Annotated in this window: 15 protein-coding genes and 1 riboswitch; of the genes, 7 read left to right on the top strand and 8 right to left on the bottom strand. The window is 51.1% G+C overall.

What is annotated here, in order from left to right:
* Positions 1-48: 48 nt before the first annotated feature.
* The 6 genes from lpdA to ampD all read right to left on the bottom strand — a co-directional run bounded on the left by lpdA (position 49) and on the right by ampD (position 8,326).
* Positions 49-1,476, bottom strand: coding sequence for a dihydrolipoyl dehydrogenase (gene lpdA, locus IDAT_RS05105; protein WP_034731399.1), 1,428 nt, complete (start codon positions 1,474-1,476; stop codon positions 49-51).
* Positions 1,477-1,565: 89 nt separating this feature from the next.
* Positions 1,566-3,335, bottom strand: coding sequence for a dihydrolipoyllysine-residue acetyltransferase (aceF, locus tag IDAT_RS05100; RefSeq protein ID WP_034731396.1), 1,770 nt, complete (start codon positions 3,333-3,335; stop codon positions 1,566-1,568).
* 21 nt (positions 3,336-3,356) lie between these two features.
* The gene (aceE, locus tag IDAT_RS05095; protein ID WP_034731394.1) at positions 3,357-6,026 is read right to left on the bottom strand and encodes a pyruvate dehydrogenase (acetyl-transferring), homodimeric type; all 2,670 of its coding nucleotides are present in this window, start codon (positions 6,024-6,026) and stop codon (positions 3,357-3,359) included.
* Between the two features lie 9 nt (positions 6,027-6,035).
* Positions 6,036-6,791 (bottom strand): pyruvate dehydrogenase complex transcriptional repressor PdhR, encoded by a 756-nt coding sequence (gene pdhR / locus IDAT_RS05090; protein WP_034731392.1) that lies wholly within the window; start codon positions 6,789-6,791, stop codon positions 6,036-6,038.
* 146 nt (positions 6,792-6,937) lie between these two features.
* Positions 6,938-7,774, bottom strand: coding sequence for a regulatory signaling modulator protein AmpE (gene ampE, locus IDAT_RS05085; RefSeq protein WP_034731389.1), 837 nt, complete (start codon positions 7,772-7,774; stop codon positions 6,938-6,940).
* Positions 7,775-8,326, bottom strand: coding sequence for a 1,6-anhydro-N-acetylmuramyl-L-alanine amidase AmpD (gene ampD, locus IDAT_RS05080; RefSeq protein ID WP_034731822.1), 552 nt, complete (start codon positions 8,324-8,326; stop codon positions 7,775-7,777).
* Positions 8,327-8,426: 100 nt separating this feature from the next.
* Between ampD and nadC the strand changes: the two genes are divergently transcribed.
* The 7 genes from nadC (at position 8,427) to zapD (ending at position 15,552) form a co-directional block, all read left to right on the top strand.
* A complete protein-coding gene (gene nadC, locus IDAT_RS05075) occupies positions 8,427-9,293 on the top strand; it encodes a carboxylating nicotinate-nucleotide diphosphorylase (protein ID WP_034731386.1) in 867 nt (288 codons plus the stop codon).
* A gap of 91 nt (positions 9,294-9,384) precedes the next feature.
* A riboswitch (cyclic di-GMP riboswitch) is annotated at positions 9,385-9,494 on the top strand.
* A 169-nt stretch (positions 9,495-9,663) separates the two neighbouring features.
* Positions 9,664-10,146 carry a pilin gene (locus tag IDAT_RS05070; RefSeq protein WP_034731384.1) on the top strand — a complete coding sequence of 161 codons (483 nt, stop codon included), beginning with the start codon at positions 9,664-9,666 and terminating at the stop codon, positions 10,144-10,146.
* 93 nt (positions 10,147-10,239) lie between these two features.
* Positions 10,240-11,949: a type IV-A pilus assembly ATPase PilB gene (pilB, locus tag IDAT_RS05065; protein WP_034731819.1), complete on the top strand. Its 1,710-nt coding sequence runs from the start codon at positions 10,240-10,242 to the stop codon at positions 11,947-11,949.
* An 11-nt stretch (positions 11,950-11,960) separates the two neighbouring features.
* Entirely contained in the window at positions 11,961-13,196 is a 1,236-nt protein-coding gene (locus IDAT_RS05060) for a type II secretion system F family protein (RefSeq protein ID WP_034731383.1), read from the top strand.
* Between the two features lies 1 nt (position 13,197).
* The gene (locus IDAT_RS05055; RefSeq protein WP_034731377.1) at positions 13,198-14,085 is read left to right on the top strand and encodes a prepilin peptidase; all 888 of its coding nucleotides are present in this window, start codon (positions 13,198-13,200) and stop codon (positions 14,083-14,085) included.
* Positions 14,085-14,708, top strand: coding sequence for a dephospho-CoA kinase (coaE, locus tag IDAT_RS05050; RefSeq protein ID WP_034731375.1), 624 nt, complete (start codon positions 14,085-14,087; stop codon positions 14,706-14,708). Before IDAT_RS05055 ends, coaE begins: the two co-directional genes overlap by 1 nt.
* A gap of 1 nt (position 14,709) precedes the next feature.
* Positions 14,710-15,552 carry a cell division protein ZapD gene (zapD, locus tag IDAT_RS05045; protein WP_051986594.1) on the top strand — a complete coding sequence of 281 codons (843 nt, stop codon included), beginning with the start codon at positions 14,710-14,712 and terminating at the stop codon, positions 15,550-15,552.
* 3 nt (positions 15,553-15,555) lie between these two features.
* Here the strand turns inward: zapD and mutT are convergent, their stop codons facing one another.
* On the bottom strand, positions 15,556-15,954 hold the full coding sequence (gene mutT, locus IDAT_RS05040) for an 8-oxo-dGTP diphosphatase MutT (RefSeq protein ID WP_034731372.1): 399 nt from the start codon (positions 15,952-15,954) through the stop codon (positions 15,556-15,558).
* Positions 15,938-18,652, bottom strand: a complete 2,715-nt coding sequence (gene secA, locus IDAT_RS05035; protein WP_034731370.1) for a preprotein translocase subunit SecA — start codon at positions 18,650-18,652, stop codon at positions 15,938-15,940. Before secA ends, mutT begins: the two co-directional genes overlap by 17 nt.
* Between the last annotated feature and the right edge of the window lie 6 nt (positions 18,653-18,658).

Below are 18,658 nucleotides of genomic sequence, written 5' to 3'. Positions count from 1 at the left end.
TCGACCATCGAAGGTGATGGTGATTTAGACCCTTGGCAGAACCACGGGCTACTTTTTCTTGGCTTTTTTGTTCGGTAAGTCGGTGATCGAGCCTTCGAACACTTCTGCCGCCAAGCCTACTGATTCATGCAGGGTTGGGTGGGCGTGGATAGTGAGCGCGATGTCTTCGGCGTCACAACCCATTTCGATGGCCAAACAGATTTCGCCGAGCAACTCACCGGCGTTTGAACCTACGGTCGCACCACCGATGATACGGTTGTTTTTATCGAACAGCAGCTTGGTCATACCGTCAGTTGCGCCCTGCGCGATCGCACGGCCAGAGGCTGACCATGGGAAGACGGCTGCTTCGTACTCGATACCTTGCTCTTTCGCTTCTTTTTCGGTCAAACCAGCCCATGCTACTTCTGGGTCGGTGTAAGCGATTGAAGGAATCACTTTCGGATCGAAGTAGTGTTTCTTACCAGCGATAACTTCAGCGGCAACGTGGCCTTCGTGCACAGCTTTGTGCGCCAGCATCGGCTGACCTACTAAGTCACCGATGGCGAAGATATTCTTCACGTTGGTGCGCATTTGCTTATCAACTTCAATGAAACCGCGGTCGGTAACTTTTACGCCGGCTTTGTCTGCGCCAACTTTAGCACCGTTTGGTGCACGGCCAACGGCAACGAGCACGGCGTCGTACTTGACTGGCTTATCTGGCGCGTTGTCACCTTCGAAGGTCACGTAAATACCGTCTTTCTTCGCTTCAACTTTGGCGGCTTTGGTGTTCAACATGATGTTGTCGAACTTGCCTTTGATGCTCTTCATGAACGGCTTGATGATGTCTTTATCGGCTGGTGGGATGAGCTGGTCGGTCATCTCAACCACGTCGATTTTCGAGCCTAATGCGCTGTACACACAGCCCATTTCTAGACCGATGATACCGCCACCTAAAACGAGCATGCGGTCAGGTACGAAACGCAGTTCAAGGGCTGCAGTTGAGTCCCAAATGCGCTCGTCATCATGCGGTACGAATGGCAATTTAATTGACTGTGAGCCAACTGCGATAATCGCGTGTTCAAAATTGATAACCGTTTCGTTACCGTCGCTGTCTTTGACTTTCAACTGTTTGTCGCTGGCAAATTCGCCGTTACCCGTTACGACTTTGACTTTGCGCATTTTCGACATTTGGCCCAAGCCGCCGGTCAATTGACCGATGACTTTTTCTTTATGCTTGCGAATTTTGTCGAGGTCGATTTTTGGCTCGCCGAAAGCCACACCTTCGTCGGCCATATGCTTCGCATCTTCGATGTGCTTGGCAAGGTGCAATAACGCTTTTGATGGAATACAACCCACGTTCAAGCATACCCCACCAAGGGTGCTGTAACGCTCAACTAAGACGGTTTCTAAACCTAAGTCAGCGGCACGGAAGGCTGCTGAGTAACCACCAGGGCCAGCACCGAGTACGACTACTTGGGCATTGATTTCTTTGCTCATGACGACCTCTTACTTTCGTAGAATCTTTGAGAATTCGGTTAAAATTCGCGCGGGGCGGATTATAACAGCCCCGGCGCGATTTGTTTAATTTAAAGAACCAGTTTGCGAATATCTGACAACAGGTTGCACAGATACACACTAAAGCGTGCAGCAACCGCACCGTCAATGACACGATGGTCGTACGACAGGCTGGTCGGTAGCATCAAGCGTGGCTCAAAGTCTTTACCGTTCCATTTCGGTTTCATTTCACTTTTCGACACACCCAAAATCGCGACATCTGGCGCATTCACAATCGGCGTGAAGGCGGTACCGCCAATGCCACCAAGACTAGAAATTGAGAAACAACCGCCTTGCATATCTTGTGCTTTTAACTTGCTGTCGCGCGCACGCGTGCTAACGTCTACCAGCTCTTCCGAAAGTTCGTAAATGCCTTTCTTGTCGACATCGCGAATCACTGGCACTACAAGGCCTCCAGGAGTATCGACGGCAATCCCGATATGAATGTATTTTTTCATGATCAGGTGCTCGCCGTCTTCGTGCAGTGACGAATTAAACACTGGGTATTCTTGTAGTGCTTTGGCGACGGCCTTCATGATGAACACCAACGGGGTGATCTTCACGCCATCTTTTTTCTTGGCTTGTAGTTCGTTTTCTTGCTTACGGAACTGCTCAAGCTCAGTGATATCCGCTTCGTCGAATTGCGTCACATGTGGGATGGTGACCCAGTTGCGATGCAGGTTTGGACCCGAAATTTTCTGAATGCGGGTCAACGGCACTTCTTCGATTTCGCCAAACTTGCTGAAGTCGACTTTCGGTGGCGCAATCACTTGCAAGCCACCACCGCCTTGTGCGGTACCGGCTGACGCGGTCGCTTTCGGGCGTGACAGTTCGTACTTGACGAATTCTTGCACGTCTTCTTTAAGGATGCGGTCTTTGCGGCCTGAGCCTTTGACTTGGTTCAGATCAACGCCGAATTCACGGGCCAATCGACGCACCGCTGGTGATGCATAGGCGAGGCCTTCAGCTTTGCCTTTGCGATCCAATGGGTGATCGGGCACCGGTGGTGCTTTGCGATCGCCGCTGGCGGTAGGACGACCGCTATCGGTGGACTGTGCATCCTCCTGGGCTGACCCGGACGGGGCTGCCCGTTCTGCATCGTCGCCAGACGATGCATCGGCGTCTGCCGACGAAGATGACGAGGCTCCCTCCGACGAGGTGATTTCCAGTTCGATGACCAACGAGCCTTCTTTAACTTTATCACCGGTTTTCACGGCCACGGATTTAACCGTACCAGCTTCTGGCGATGGTACATCCATGGTGGCTTTGTCGGTTTCGAGGGTGATCAAGCCATCTTCTTTGGCGATGCTGTCGCCTTCGCTAACAAGTACATCGATGACGTCGACTTCACCATCGGTGCCGATGTCTGGCACGTGAACTTCGATGGTTTTGGTCTCTGCGCCGGATTTGGTATCGGTGTCGTCTGCCTGTTGCCCCGTACTAGAAGTACGGGCTACGTCATCAGACGATGCGTCGGCGTCAGCCGACGAATCAGTGTCAGTGTCAGAATCGTCATCGGCGTCAGCATCATCGGCCGCGTTATCGTCGTCAGACGATGCGTCGCCCGCGGCTTCGAGCATGGCGATAAGGTCGCCTTCGCTGATTTTGTCGCCGACGCTGACTTTGATCTCGCTGACTTTGCCGGCAAATGGCGCAGGAATATCCATCGAGGCTTTGTCGCTCTCGACGGTGATGAGGCCGTCTTCGGCCTCAACGCTGTCACCCTTGCTGACAAGAATTTCAATGACTTCGACTTCGTCACCGCCAACGTCGGGTGCGAGTACTTCTTTTAAATCTGCCATAGTGGTCTCCGCTCCCGTTGCTTATGCGTACAGTGGATTGACTTTGTCGGTGTCGATACCAAAGTCTTTAATCGCTTGCGCAACAACTTTAGTGTCGATATCACCGGCTTTCGCCAATTCCGCGAGGGCCGCAACAACAATGTACTCAGCGTTCACTTCGAAGTGACGACGCAAGTTTTCACGGCTGTCTGAACGACCGAAACCGTCAGTACCTAGCACACGATACGGTGTTGGTACCCAAGCGCGAATTTGGTCCGCGTACAGTTTCATATAATCGGTAGCCGCAATAGTTGGGCCTTTGGCTTTTTCCAACAACTTGGTGACGTAAGCCACTTTCGCTTTCTTAGTTGGATTCAGCATATTGTAACGGTCGACATCGAGACCTTCACGCGCCAGCTCGTTGAACGAGGTTGCGCTAAATACCGTGGCGTTGACGTCATACTTGTCAGCCAAAATTTCAGCGGCTTGACGCACTTGCTGCAAGATGGTGCCTGAACCCAAGAGTTGCACTTCGCCCACTGCTTTCTTGGCTTTATGCGTTTCCAGCTCATACATACCTTTGACGATGCCTTCTTCGACACCTTCTGGCATTTCTGGCTGCTGGTAGTTTTCGTTCATCACCGTCAAGTAGTAGAACACGTTTTCTTGTTCACCGAACATGCGACGCATACCGTCTTGCACGATAACCGCAACTTCGTAACCGAACGTTGGGTCATAGGTCACACAGTTTGGCACCGTGTTGAACAAGATGTGGCTGCTACCGTCTTGGTGCTGCAGACCTTCGCCGTTCAAGGTAGTACGACCAGCGGTACCGCCGACCAAGAAGCCACGGGCTTGACTATCGCCAGCTGCCCAAACCAAATCGCCCACACGTTGGAAACCGAACATCGAGTAGTAGATGTAAAACGGAATCATCGGCTCGTTGTTGGTCGAGTAGCTGGTCGCTGCCGCCACCCACGATGCCATGGCACCTAGCTCATTGATACCTTCTTGCAAGACCTGACCTTGCTTGTCTTCGCGGTAGTAAGCTACTTGGTCAGCATCTTGTGGTTCGTACTTCTGGCCTTGGCTCGAGTAAATACCCACTTGACGGAACAAGCCTTCCATACCAAAGGTACGGGCTTCGTCAGGAATGATCGGCACGATACGCTTGCCGATTTTCTTGTCTTTCAACAAGGCGGTCAGTACGCGTACAAACGCCATAGTGGTCGAGATTTGACGGTCACCAGAGCCTTTCAATACCGCATCGAAGGCTTTCAATGGGGGGACTTCGATTTCGACATCGGTGTTGGCGCGGCGCACTGGCATATAGCCTTTGAGTGCTTCACGGCGCTCGCGCATGTACTTCATTTCCGGACTATCGTCTGGGAATTTGTACAACGGGATGTCTTCCAACTCGCTGTCTTTAATTGGAATGTTGAAACGGTCACGGAAATGCTTGATGGCGTCCATGTCCATTTTCTTCACTTGGTGCGCGATGTTTTTACCTTCACCGGCCGCACCCATGCCATAGCCTTTCACGGTTTTTGCCAAAATCACCTGTGGGCGACCTTTGGTGTTCACCGCTTTGTGATAGGCCGCGTAAACTTTCACCGGATCGTGGCCACCACGGTTCAAACGCCAGATGTCTTCGTCTGACAAGTTGGCCACCATGGCTTTGGTTTCTTCAGTTTTACCGAAGAAGTGTTCACGGGTGTAAGCGCCACCTTTCGCTTTGTAGTTTTGGTACTCACCATCGACACTGTCTTGCATGATTTGCGCCAGCTTGCCTTCGGTGTCCGCGTACAACAGCGGATCCCAGTAGCGCCCCCAAATCACTTTGATGACTTCCCAGCCAGCGCCACGGAAAGTGCCTTCGAGCTCTTGAATGATCTTGCCGTTACCGCGTACTGGGCCGTCCAAACGCTGCAAGTTACAGTTGACGATAAAGGTCAGGTTGTCGAGACCTTCACGAGTCGCCAAGCTGATAGCGCCGAGTGTTTCTGGCTCATCAACTTCGCCATCGCCCAAGAATGCATAAACGCGCTGGTTCGAGCAGTCTTTAATGCCGCGGTCGGTCAAATACTTCAAATAACGGGCTTGATAGATGGCCTGAATCGGACCTAAGCCCATAGATACCGTTGGGAATTGCCAAAAATCTGGCATCAATTTCGGGTGCGGGTACGAGCTCACACCTTTGCCGTCAACTTCTTGACGGAAGTTATTCAGTTGCTCTTCGCTAATGCGGCCTTCAAGGTAAGCGCGAGCATAAATACCTGGTGACGCGTGACCTTGAATAAACAGGAAGTCACCACCGTCTTGCTCATTAGGCGCACGGAAGAAGTGATTAAAGCCAATGTCGTACAACATGGCTGATGAAGCGAAACTCGAGATGTGGCCGCCGAGCTCCAATTCTTTTTTCGACGCCCGCAACACCATTGCCAACGCGTTCCAGCGGATGGCGGCACGGATGCGCGCTTCCATGCTCTGGTCGCCAGGCATGGTCGGCTCTTGACTGGCCGGAATGGTGTTCAAGTAAGCAGTGGTCGCCGCATACGGCAAATAAGCGCCGCTACGACGTGCTTTCTCAATCAATGATTCCAACAGGAAATGGCCACGCTCAGGACCATCTTCTTCTAACACGACTTCGAGGGCGTCGAGCCACTCGCGTGTTTCCTGTGGATCAAGGTCGTCTTTCAAATGGTCAGTCATACTTTATCCTTACCCAGTTTGCGTTCGACGTAATGACCGCTGTAACCGCGACTGTTCACGGTTCGAAGCCAATAACGCTTGTTCAATAAAGGCTAGCAGCTGATGACACATTTCGCGTGCCTGATCAGGGTCGCCGGCCTCGATAGCAGCGACTACCTGCTGCCGATGTTCATGTAATTGCTGCATGACCCCAGGCTTGTGCGCGAGGTCTTGCAGGTTTTGCAGAATATTTTTCATTAACAGTGGCTGCATACAGCGCACTAGATGTAACAGGATCACATTATGCGATGCCTCGGCAATGCGCAGGTTAAATTCGGTGAGTGCTTGCGCTTGCGCGGCAAGCTCCGCTCCTGGGTCCTGCTGAATGCCTTGGAAACTTTCTTTGATTTGTTCAAGGTCGAGCGGCGTACCACGCATCGCCGCGTAATACGCAGAAATGCCCTCAAGCGCATGGCGAAACTCTAGTAAGTCGAATTGTGACTCCGGATGCTGGGTCAGCAAATCAAGTAGCGGTTCCGCCACCCGTTGCTGCATGTTATCGCAAACGTAGGTGCCACCACCTTGACGGCGCTCAAGTAAACCGCGTGCTTCGAGCTTTTGAATGGCTTCGCGCAGACTCGGACGCGACACTGAAAATTGATGCGCAAGATCACGCTCCGACGGCAGGCGCTCGCCAGCTTGCAGGGTACCGTCGACGATCATGGCTTCAATTCGCTGCATGATGACGTCGGACAGTTTGGTCGGCTGTATGCGGTCAAATGACATCGTAATTCGTTACTCGTTATTCGTTATTCAGCAAACATGCACCCCTAACCAATAACGATTAACGACTAACGCTTTTCGCTTTTGGTTCATTGGTCTTACCAACGGTATTTTAGACTAAACATTGGCTGAACCCAAACTTTTCTTTGTTAGAACCAGCCGATGATCGTTAAAACAGCAAGTAAGACGATGAAAAACAGTAGGTTACGCTTAACCAACGCAACTGTGGTCAGAGCAGTTGAGGTAATATCATCCTCGTGGCGCTGTTCTAGATCATCAGCCGCTGCCGCAACCTTACCAAGCGCTTCAAGGTTATGCTGGGGCTTATTACCGATGCTGTTGAGCCACACCGGTAAGGCCTTGCTGAAGTTGCCCACCATCAAGAAACCAGCGGTCATCACTCGGGTTGGTAACCAGTGCAGCACAAACTGTAATTTGCGCCAACTGGCGTTGTGATGATGGCGCATATCGCGCAGCGTGGCATAAATTAGCACGCCAAAAATGCCAAACAATACGTAATACAGCAGCGGTGCAAAGTAATAGCGTAAATGAATCCACAGTAGCAATTCATGCACTGGCGCGGCGTCGTGGCGTCCCGCCGCACGACGTAACTGGCGCAGTTGTTCCGCGGCACCTGCGGTATCGCCATCGCTAGCAGCAGCTAGATAAGCCCGATACGCTTGCCGAGCTTGACCGCATTGCATGGTCGCGAGGAGTGCCAACACACCCACGGCGAAACTTAACAGCAGCGAATCGAACAAGGCGACGACAAACACAATGATCAGCGCCGGCAGCACTGCCCAAACGACATCGCCCAATAAATGTTGGCGCCATTCGGCAATCTTACCTTGGCCGTCGCGACCCATTTGGGTTTGTTTGCTCTGCCATTGCTGCCAGCGCAACACGATGCGCCGCCAATGGAAATTGCGACTTAGCGTCACCGAACGTTCGAGCGAATAAGCGAGCAAAATCGCCAATAATGACATTTACAGTTCCTCGTTCAATAAGTTGCGGAAACGCTGCCAATCAAAGGCTGGACCCGGATCCGTTTTGCGCACTGGCGCAATGTGCTGATGCCCAACAATGCGCTGCCGCGTCAATAATGGATAGGTACGCACCAAAGCTGCGGCAACTTTTGCCAATTGTTGATACTGTTCCTTAGTGTAGGGCTCGGTGTCGGTTCCCTCAAGTTCAATGCCAATGGCAAAATCGTTACAACGGCGCCGCCCAGCATAATGAGACACTCCAGCATGCCAGGCACGCTTATGGAACGGCACATATTGCACCATGCGCCCGTCGCGATGAATCACCAAATGCGCTGATACTTTTAAGCCTTCGAGCACGTCAAAAGTCGGATGGGCGTTAATATCGAGGGTGCCCATAAATAGCTGGTCTATGTAAGGCTGACCAAACTCGCCCGCGGGCAAACTGATACCGTGCACCACCAGCACGCTGATGTCGTTGGGATCGCTGCGCTCATCGTGATGGGGCGACAGTTTCTGCTCCGCTGCATCTAATTGTCCATTTTCGATTTTCATCGGCATTGTCGGTTTTCGTTGCTAAAAACAGTGGCATCATTGTCACCCCCTTCGCCAGCCATTACAATACGCCCTCATCACGATGCTAAGGAAGTTGCTCATGGATACTCGCGTACAACCCGCCCTGCTTGCCGCCGACCGTAAACATATGGTCATGCGCGCACTCGAGGAGGACCTCAATGGCCTCAGCGGCGATTTGGACATTACCGCGCAGTTGATTCCCCCCGAGCAACAAGCCCATGGCCGCATCATTACCCGCGAGCCTGCGGTGATTTGTGGGGTTGACTGGGTGAACGAAGTATTTCTGCAGCTCGGCAACGAAGTCAGCTTGCAGTGGCATGTTGCCGATGGTGATCGCGTCGAACCTAACCAGTTATTGTGCGAACTGCGCGGTCCAGCGCGCGCGGTGTTAACGGGCGAGCGCACCGCGCTGAATTTTCTGCAGACGCTCTCTGGCGTTGCCACGCTTACCGCTTCTTATGTGAAACACCTCGAAGGCTCGCACACCAAGTTGCTGGATACCCGCAAGACCATTCCCGGCCTGCGCACCGCATTAAAATATGCGGTTGTTTGTGGTGGCGGCAGTAATCATCGCGTCGGCCTTTATGACGCCTATTTGATTAAAGAAAATCATATTATGGCGTGCGGCTCGATTGCGGCAGCGGTCAGCGAAGCGCGTCGGTTACATGCCGACAAAACCGTCGAAGTTGAAGTCGAAAACCTCGAAGAGTACCAAGCAGCCTTGTCTGCAGGCGCAGATATTATCATGCTAGACAACTTCAGCTATGAGGATATTCGTACCGCTGTTAATTCCAGGTCAAAAAATGTGCGATTAGAAGTATCTGGAAACGTTACACTAGAACATTTGCAAGAGCTGGTAAGTACTGGAATTGATTACATTTCTTCCGGCGCCTTAACAAAACACGTGCAAGCTATTGATCTTTCCCTTCGAATTTCAGATGTATAAGTATTGACGAAACCCTTACATCTGCTATGTTTAATCTGCAGTGCGCAAACCGCAGACGTGGTCTATTCTGCGTTTGAGGGATGCCAGGCAATGCTTTAAAAGGCAAAACCACTGGAAAGTGGTGACGCAAAACCTCCGGTCCTAGCGGTGTCTATTTCAGATTTTTCTGAAATTGTGCTGGCGGATAGCGGGGCTGCAAGCTAAAGTCTGGTGAATGGCGTGGCTTTTTTGACTACTCGGTCGCAAGCGCATTCACTGTCTTTCGGCTGGTGCAGAGTAATAGGTTGTTGGTGTGATAACCAACACGGAAGTCACCCATACAACAACAATAATGTTTATTTTTACTTACGTTACTTTCGGGAGATTGACAATGAAAGCGCAAGTACAACGAGTTAAAACTCAGATTCAACGAGGCTTTACCCTTATCGAATTGATGATCGTAGTTGCGATCATTGGTATTTTGGCGGCGGTTGCAATTCCGCTTTATTCTGACTACACGCAGCGTGCGTTGGCTAGTAATGGTATTTCAGCACTTAGCTCATACAAGACAGCTGTTGCCCTGTGTTACCAAAAGCTCGGTACGCTGACGGGCTGCGACCACAATACCAACGGTATTCCGAACACCATCGCAGCAGCTAACGTAGTTGAAGGTGTTAGTTCAGTTACTGTGGCTACCGGTGTAATCACAGCCACGTTGGAAGCAAAAGATGAAGCAAACTCTGCAGCTATCACTGTGAAGCTTACTCCGACCATTCCAGCTAACCAAGGTAATCTACAATGGGCGATAGCGTGTTCTGATTACACAGCTACAAACGGAGATTCCCGCGTAGATGGTTGCCAGCTAAACACCTAACACACCAGATTGAAGTGTTAACTTGCAATCACATGCATCCAGATAGTCTTAAGACATTTGGATGCATGTTTTTTTAGTACACAAAGTAAGAGTATCCCGACTCAAATGCTACATCACTCCCTTGCGGCGCTGCTGCTGCGTGACAGACGGATTCCTGAAGCGCAACTGAAAAGTTGTAGCGAATACGCATGGGAAACTAAATTACCTTTCACCAGCGTTGTCCTTGAACGCAAGTTAATTAAAGCCGATGAACTGGCTGCATTTTGTTATCAAGAATCAAACTGCCCCTGGCTTGATCTTGATACCTTCAATCAAGAACTGATTCCCCCACAATTTATCAATGAGCGGTTGATTCGCAAGAACCATGCGGTGCCTCTGTACCAGCGTGGCAATGTGCTTTATATCGCGGTGTCTGACCCGACGCGGATTGAAACCCTTGATGAGTTTCAGTTCCGTACACGCTTGCAAGCTGAAGCGGTATTAGTTGAGGAAGATAAGCTTCAACGCCTCATTGATAAGTTGTTGGAAAATGAAACCTCTATGCTTGGCGTTACTGCCGAGGATGAGCAGGAGTTACGTGAAATTGATGCCGATGGTGAAGTTCGCGATGACAGCGGTGCTGTTAGCGTTGACGGCAAAAACGACGCGCCGATTGTTATCTACATCAACAAAATGCTGCTTGATGCGATTAAACGCGGCGCTTCGGATCTACACTTCGAACCCTACGAAGGCGAATATCGGATTCGTTTTCGGATTGACGGCGTGTTGCATGAAATTGCGCGCCCACCCTATGCATTATCAAACCGTATCGCTGCGCGTTTGAAAGTGATGTCGCAGCTCGACATTGCCGAGCGGCGCTTACCACAAGATGGCCGGATTAAACTGCGTTTATCCAAGCATAAAGCTATCGACTTTCGGGTCAGTTCGTTGCCGACCATGTATGGTGAAAAAATCGTGCTGCGGATTCTCGATGCCTCATCGGCGATGTTGGGTATCGAAGCCTTGGGTTATGAACCGGAGCAACAAAAGCTCTATGAAGAGGCGCTACAACGCCCGCAAGGCATGATTCTAGTGACCGGTCCTACGGGTTCGGGTAAAACCGTCTCACTCTATACGGGTCTGAATATTCTCAACACGCCCGAGGTGAATATTTCAACGGCGGAAGACCCGGTTGAGATTAACTTGTACGGTATCAACCAAGTGCAGATTAACGTCAAAGCCGGCTTAACCTTTGCCGATGCGTTGCGCTCGTTTTTGCGACAAGACCCTGACATCGTCATGGTGGGTGAGATACGAGATCTCGAAACTGCAGAAATCGCCATTAAGGCGGCACAAACGGGTCACTTGGTGCTTTCGACCTTGCACACCAATTCCGCTGCTGAAACCCTCACACGTTTGATGAACATGGGGGTTGCTACCTATAACATCGCCAGTTCGGTGTCGTTGATCATCGCCCAGCGCTTGGCGCGCCGCTTGTGTAATGAGTGCAAGGAAGAAGAAGAGATTCCGCATGAAGAATTGATTCGTCAGGGCTTTACCGAAGACCAGATTCCTGGTTTAAAAATCTATAAAGCCGTGGGTTGTGATCAGTGCACCAGTGGCTTCAAAGGTCGTACGGGTGTTTACGAAGTTATGCCAGTGACAGAATCCATCCAAGAGCTTATTATGAATAACGCAGGCTCGTTGCAAATTGCTCGACAAGCCCATAAAGACGGCTATCCTTCATTAAGACATTCGGCCCTGAAAAAGGTGGCCGACGGCATTATCAGTCTGGCGGAGGCGAACCGCGTCACTAATAACTAAGGCTTAGCGCTATGGCTACTGCAGCAAAAAAATCAAAAAAAGTAGACGACTTCAGTGAGTTTCAATGGCAAGGGCTGAATAAACGCGGCCAAAAGGTCAAGGGTATTATTCGCGGCGACAGCGAAAAGGAAGTTCGTACCAAACTTCGCGACCAAGGCATCAACCCGCGCTCAGTTAAGAAAAAAGCTAAACCTCTCCTTGGCCATAAAAAAATCAAAGGCGCCGATATTGCGCTGTTCACGCGACAAATCGCCACTATGCTTGAGGCCGGCGTACCTTTATTGCAAAGCCTCGAGATGGTCGCACGCGGCACCGACCACGTTAAAGTACGTAACCTCATGCTGACCATTGCCGACGATGTCGGTTCAGGTTCACCTCTAGCCGCTTCTCTGCGCAAACATCCTGGCGTATTCGACCAGCTCTACTGTGACTTGGTCGATTCAGGTGAACAGTCGGGCTCGCTCGAGTCAATTTATGATCGTATCGCGACCTACCGAGAAAAATCCGAAGCACTGAAAGCGAAAATCAAAAAGGCGCTGGTTTATCCGTCAGCAGTCATAGTAGTTGCGATTGTCGTCACCATGATTTTGCTCGTGTATGTGGTACCGCAGTTCGAGTCTGTGTTTGCCGATTTCGGTGCCGAATTGCCGGCAATGACGCAGTTTGTGGTGAACCTATCTGAGTTGGTACAAGCGTATGCGATTTACATTATCGCCGGCTTTATTGCTGCAATTTTCTTGTTCCTGCGTAGTATGACCTACAACGAAAAATTTAGGGATAGAGTCCAAGCCTTTTCTCTAAAAATCCCGGTCATCGGCATGATCCTCAACAAAGCGGCGGTAGCGCGTTTCGCTCGTACCCTGTCGACGACTTTTGCCGCCGGTGTACCGCTGATTAGCGCACTGGATTCTGCGGCAGGCGCCTCGGGGAACTCGGTGTATCGCGATGCCATTTTACGTGTGCGCGACGACGTTACCTCGGGTATGCAGATGAACACGGCGATGATCAACGCTGACGTCTTCCCGACCATGGCCACGCAAATGGTCTATATAGGTGAGGAATCCGGTTCACTCGATGAAATGCTGGCTAAAGTGGCCGATGTGTTTGAGCGCGAAGTCGATGACTTAGTCGACAACCTCACCGCCTTGCTCGAACCTATGATCATGGTGGTCATTGGCATCTTAGTCGGTGGCCTTATCGTCGCCATGTACTTGCCTATCTTCAACCTCGGCGCCGTGGTGGGATAAAATGTTAGACACAATTTACGAACTGTACCCAGCGTACAGCGCCCTTACTTTGTCGCTCGCTTTGGTGCTAGGGCTAGTGGTGGGTAGCTTTTTGAATGTGGTGATTGGCCGCTTGCCGGTGATGCTCCAACAGCAATGGCGACGCGATTGCGCGGTTTACACCGAAGATACCAAAGCACAAAAAGAGCTCGACCAGCAGCCGGTGTTTAACATCGCTACGCCCGGTTCACACTGTCCCAAGTGCAAACACGCGATTAAATGGTACGACAATATTCCGGTGGTCAGTTGGCTCCTGCTTAGGGCCAAGTGTCGGAACTGTCAGCAACCGATTTCTGGGCGCTATCCGGCGATTGAAATACTTACCGGCGTGACCTTCGCGAGTATTGCTTGGTTCTTCGGGTTTGGCTTCCCGACCCTATACTACATGGTGTTTGCGGCACTTCTCATTGTGCTGTTTTTCATTGATTATGACCACATGCTGCTGCCCGATAACCTCAACTATGTGGTGCTCTGGCTTGGCCTTTTTGTAGCTTGGTATGGTGGCCCTGTCAGCCTGCATGATGCCGTCATTGGCGCCATTGGTGGGTATTTGTTCTTATGGTCGGTATATTGGGCTTTCAAATTGCTGACCGGCAAAGAAGGCATGGGCTATGGTGACTTCAAGTTGTTGGCAGCGCTGGCGGCCTGGACCGGTTACCAGCAATTGCCGACTATCGTCATTGCCTCGGCGTTCAGTGGCGCAGTTATTGGTATTGCACTACAACTCATTCAACGCAACAAGCGCGGCCAACCGATTCCCTTCGGTCCGTTTTTGATTTGTGGTGGCGTGATTGCGCTGATTTGGGGCGAACAACTGCTGAACTGGTATTGGGGGCTGGTGCGCATCTAATGTGGGTGTTGGGCTTAACAGGTGGCATAGGTTCGGGCAAAACAACCGTCTCTGATCTCTTCGCAGCGCATGGTATCACTGTGGTCGATGCCGATGTGATAGCGCGTCATATTATGGATCCTGGCTCGGCAGCCCTTGATGCTGTCAAAGCGCACTTCGGCCAAGCCGCCTTACAAGCCGACGGTACGCTCAATCGCGCGTGGTTGCGCGCTAGAGTATTTAGTGACCCTGCTGAGAAACAATGGTTGAATCAGCTGACACATCCTCTCATTCGCCAAGAAATTCTCGCCCAACTGCACAGTGCCCAGTCTCCTTATGTGATTTTGTCGGCGCCTTTACTCGTTGAGAACAAACTTACGGAACTATGTGACCGTGTGCTAGTCGTAGATGTAAGTGAAGACACACAGCGCACGCGAACTCTACAACGCGATAAGGTAACTAGGCACACCACTAAGGACCAAGTAGAGCAAATTATGGCAGCCCAAGCGACCCGCCAACAGCGGTTAGATGCAGCAGACGATGTCATCAATAATGACGGTGACATCGCGCTGTTGCCTGCGCAAGTCGCCGCCTTGCACGCTCGTTATCTGACGCTCGCGCACGACCAACGGCGGGATGCATGAGATGAGCTATCAAGCGGATATGTTCGCAAGCGTTGCAACCGTTGAAGAAGCCGCTATGATAGAGCCAATGAGCGCGCCTATGAGGGCAACAAGCCCAAATGAAACAATCGATTACGAATACCCGTTACATGAACGGGTACGTACTTACCTGCGCCTTGAACACCTCAAGCAATTACTCAAACCCAACAACGAGGTCGATGCCACTAACTATTCGCGTTATTTCGATGCACTGTTCGCGATTCTAGAGCTGTGCGAGCGCAGTGATGTACGCACCGATGTACAAAAAGACCTCGACCGCCGTCGTGCCCAGTTGAAAGTGTGGGCGCAGCACCCTGATGTCAATCAGCAACAGGTGGCTGAGTTAAACGAGCGCGTACAACAGGCTTACACCGCGATTCAAGCAATGACGCGAATTGGTAGTGCGTTAAAACAAGACCGCTTGTTAAGCGTCACTCGGCAGCGCTTTGGTATGCCCGGCGGCACCTGTAATTTCGACGTGCCGCAACTGCATTTTTGGCTGCACCAGTCGCAGCAAAAGCGCAGTGCCGACTGCGATCGTTGGTGGAGCGAGTTTTCGGCGTTATTCAACGGTTTAGAGTTAGAACTTGAGTTACTGCGCGGCCAAGCCCCATTTCAGTGGGTGGTCGCCGAAGGTGGTTTGCTGCAAGAAAGCACCGAGCCACTGAGCCTACTGAGAATTCGCGTGCCTGCCACGGTTCCCGCCTACCCTGTCATTAGTGGCCATAAGCAGCGCTTCAGCATTCGTTTTCTGAGTAATGCCCCACAACAGGGTAAAGCAAGTTACGAAAGCGATGTCGAGTTTGAAGTGGCGTTGTGCCCGTGATGCTCAATCAACCAGTAAGTCAATAATGGCTTCGTTAGCTTCGGGGAATTGGTAGGCTTGTAACGCGTAAACGGGTACCCAGCGCCACTCTTGGCCTTCACGCTGGGCAATCTCGCCACTAAACGAAATAACCCGCCAGACGTCCAATACGACACGCTTATCGCCATAATTGTGGTGGATAACGGTCAACGGCGAAGCTGATTGCACCTGTATATTGCATTCTTCGCGCAATTCACGCACCAAAGCATCGTAAACAGTTTCTTCAGCTTCAACTTTGCCGCCGGGAAACTCCCACTTGTCACCTTGATGTAAATCTTTGTGGCGTTTGCTGATAAAAATCTCGCCGTTGGCGTTATTGATCACGCCAACGGCGACATGCACAGCTTTAGGCGAGTTTGCCATGGCAATGCTTATATTTTTTACCAGAGCCACATGGGCAGGGTTCATTGCGGCCAACACGCGCGGTATCGGCGGCAGCGGCTGACGCTGCGGTGGCATTGGTGCCACTGGTGCTTGCGCCTTCGTGCTGATACTGCTGACGTTGGGCTAAACGCTCGGCTTCTTCACGACGCTTGCGTTCCACCGCTTCGACGTCTTCTTCAGCGCGCACACGCACTTTGCTGAGAATGGTCACAACATCGAGCTTCAAGGCTTCGAGCATATCGGCAAACAACTCAAATGCTTCGCGCTTATACTCTTGACGCGGGTTTTTCTGCGCATAGCTACGCAGGTTAATACCTTGACGCAGGTGGTCCATCGCGGCCAAGTGCTCTTTCCAGTGCTGGTCAAGACTTTGCAACATGATGGCTTTTTCAAACTGGCGCAGCACTTGTTCACCGACCTGCTCTTCTTTCGCCGCATAAGCTTTTTCGAGCTCTTCTTGGATCCGCTCGCGCAGGATCTCTTCGTGCAGCTTGTCGTCCTCATCCAACCACTTCTGAATCGGTAATGGCAAATCGAAGTCCGAGCGTAAACGCTCTTCAAGACCTTCAATGTTCCACATCTCAACCAGAGATTGTGGCGGAATATACTCGTTGAGTACGGTTTCAATCACATCGCCACGAATGACTTTAATGGTTTCGGAAATATCGCCTTCATCAAGCAATTCATTGCGCTGCTCATACACAACTTTGCGCTGGTCGTTGGCAACGTCATCGAATTCAAGCAAGGCTTTACGCACGTCAAAGTTACGTCCTTCGACCTTACGCTGCGCGTTTTCGATGGCGCGCGTCACCCAAGGGTGTTCAATTGCTTCACCGCGCTTCATACCCAGGCGCTTCATCAAGCCAGCCATGCGGTCTGAGGCAAAGATGCGCATCAAGCTGTCTTCTAGTGACAAATAGAAACGCGACGAGCCTGGGTCACCTTGACGACCCGAACGACCCCGTAACTGATTGTCGATACGACGCGACTCGTGGCGTTCAGTACCGATAATGTGCAAGCCGCCAGCCGCAATGACCTCATCGTGACGCTTCTGCCATGCTGCTTTCACTTGCTCGATCACTGCTGGTGATGGGTCTTCGAGCTTCTCAATTTCACTTTGTAAGTTACCACCAAGCACGATGTCGGTACCACGACCAGCCATGTTGGTGGCAATGGTAACTGCACCTGGCAGACCAGCTTGCGCAACGATGTCGGCTTCTTTAGCGTGGAACTTGGCGTTCAAAACATTGTGCGGGATCTTTTTCTTCTTCAAGAAATTCGATAGCAACTCGGAACTTTCAATCGAAATAGTACCCACCAACACTGGCTGCATTTTGGCGCGACACTCTTCAATGTCGGCAACAATGGCTTCATATTTCTCTTGCGCGGTAATGAAAATCAAGTCTGGACGGTCATCCCGGATCATTGGCTTATTGGTCGGAATGACCACAGTTTCCAAGCCATAAATGGACTGGAACTCGAACGCTTCGGTGTCCGCAGTACCCGTCATACCGGCGAGCTTGTTGTACAGACGGAAGTAGTTCTGGAAAGTGATCGACGCCAAAGTTTGGTTTTCGTTTTGAATCTTCACACCTTCTTTGGCTTCCATGGCTTGGTGCAAGCCTTCCGACCAACGACGGCCTTCCATAGTCCGGCCGGTGTGTTCGTCAACGATGATGATTTGGTTATCTTTGACAATGTAATCAACGTCTTTGGTAAACAGGTGATGGGCGCGTAACGCCGCATTGACGTGGTGCAACAAGGTGATGTTCGCTGCAGAATACAACGAATCATCTTCACCTAGCATGCCGCGCTCTTTCAAAATGGCTTCGACATGTTCTTGGCCATCTTCAGTTAAGTGCAATTGTTTGGCTTTTTCATCAATGGTGAAATCGCCTTCACCGCGTTTTTCTTCGGTGTCTTCTTCTTCGGCGCGCGTCAACAACGGTACGATTTCATTCATTTTCATGTACAGCTCAGAGCTGTCTTCAGCCGCACCCGAAATGATCAACGGGGTACGCGCTTCATCAATCAAAATCGAGTCGACTTCATCGACAATCGCATAAGCGAGTTTGCGCTGCACCCGCTCTTTTGGTGAGAACGCCATGTTGTCACGCAGGTAATCAAAGCCAAACTCGTTATTGGTACCGTAAGTGATATCGGCAGCATATGCTTCTTGCTTAGCTGCATGCGGCATGCCAGGAATATTGAAGGCAACCGTCATACCCAAAAATTCAAACAATGGACGATTGGTCTCGGCATCACGGCGCGCCAAATAATCGTTCACCGTTACGATGTGCACGCCATCACCGGTCAACGCATTCAAATAAGCCGGTAAGGTCGCCGTTAGTGTTTTACCTTCACCGGTACGCATTTCGGCAATGCGGTTGTCGTTGAGGATCATACCGCCCACCAACTGCACATCAAAGTGGCGCATATTGAACACGCGCTTACTTGCTTCACGCACAGTGGCAAAAGCTTCTACCAAAATGTCATCTAATGTTTCGCCATTCGCTAACCTTTGTTTGAACTCGACTGTTTTTTGTTGGAGTTCGCTGTCGCTGAGTGCTTCAAACTCGGGCTCGAGGGCGTTAATCGCGTGGACCTTTTTTTGCAAGCCTTTCAGGATGCGGTCATTGCGACTACCGAATACTTTGCGGAAAAGACTACCTAACATGAGATT

Origin of the sequence: Pseudidiomarina atlantica (assembly GCF_000753735.1) — a bacterium.
GTDB classification, from domain to species: Bacteria; Pseudomonadota; Gammaproteobacteria; order Enterobacterales; family Alteromonadaceae; genus Pseudidiomarina; species Pseudidiomarina atlantica.
This window is presented reverse-complemented; position numbering and strand designations above follow the sequence as displayed.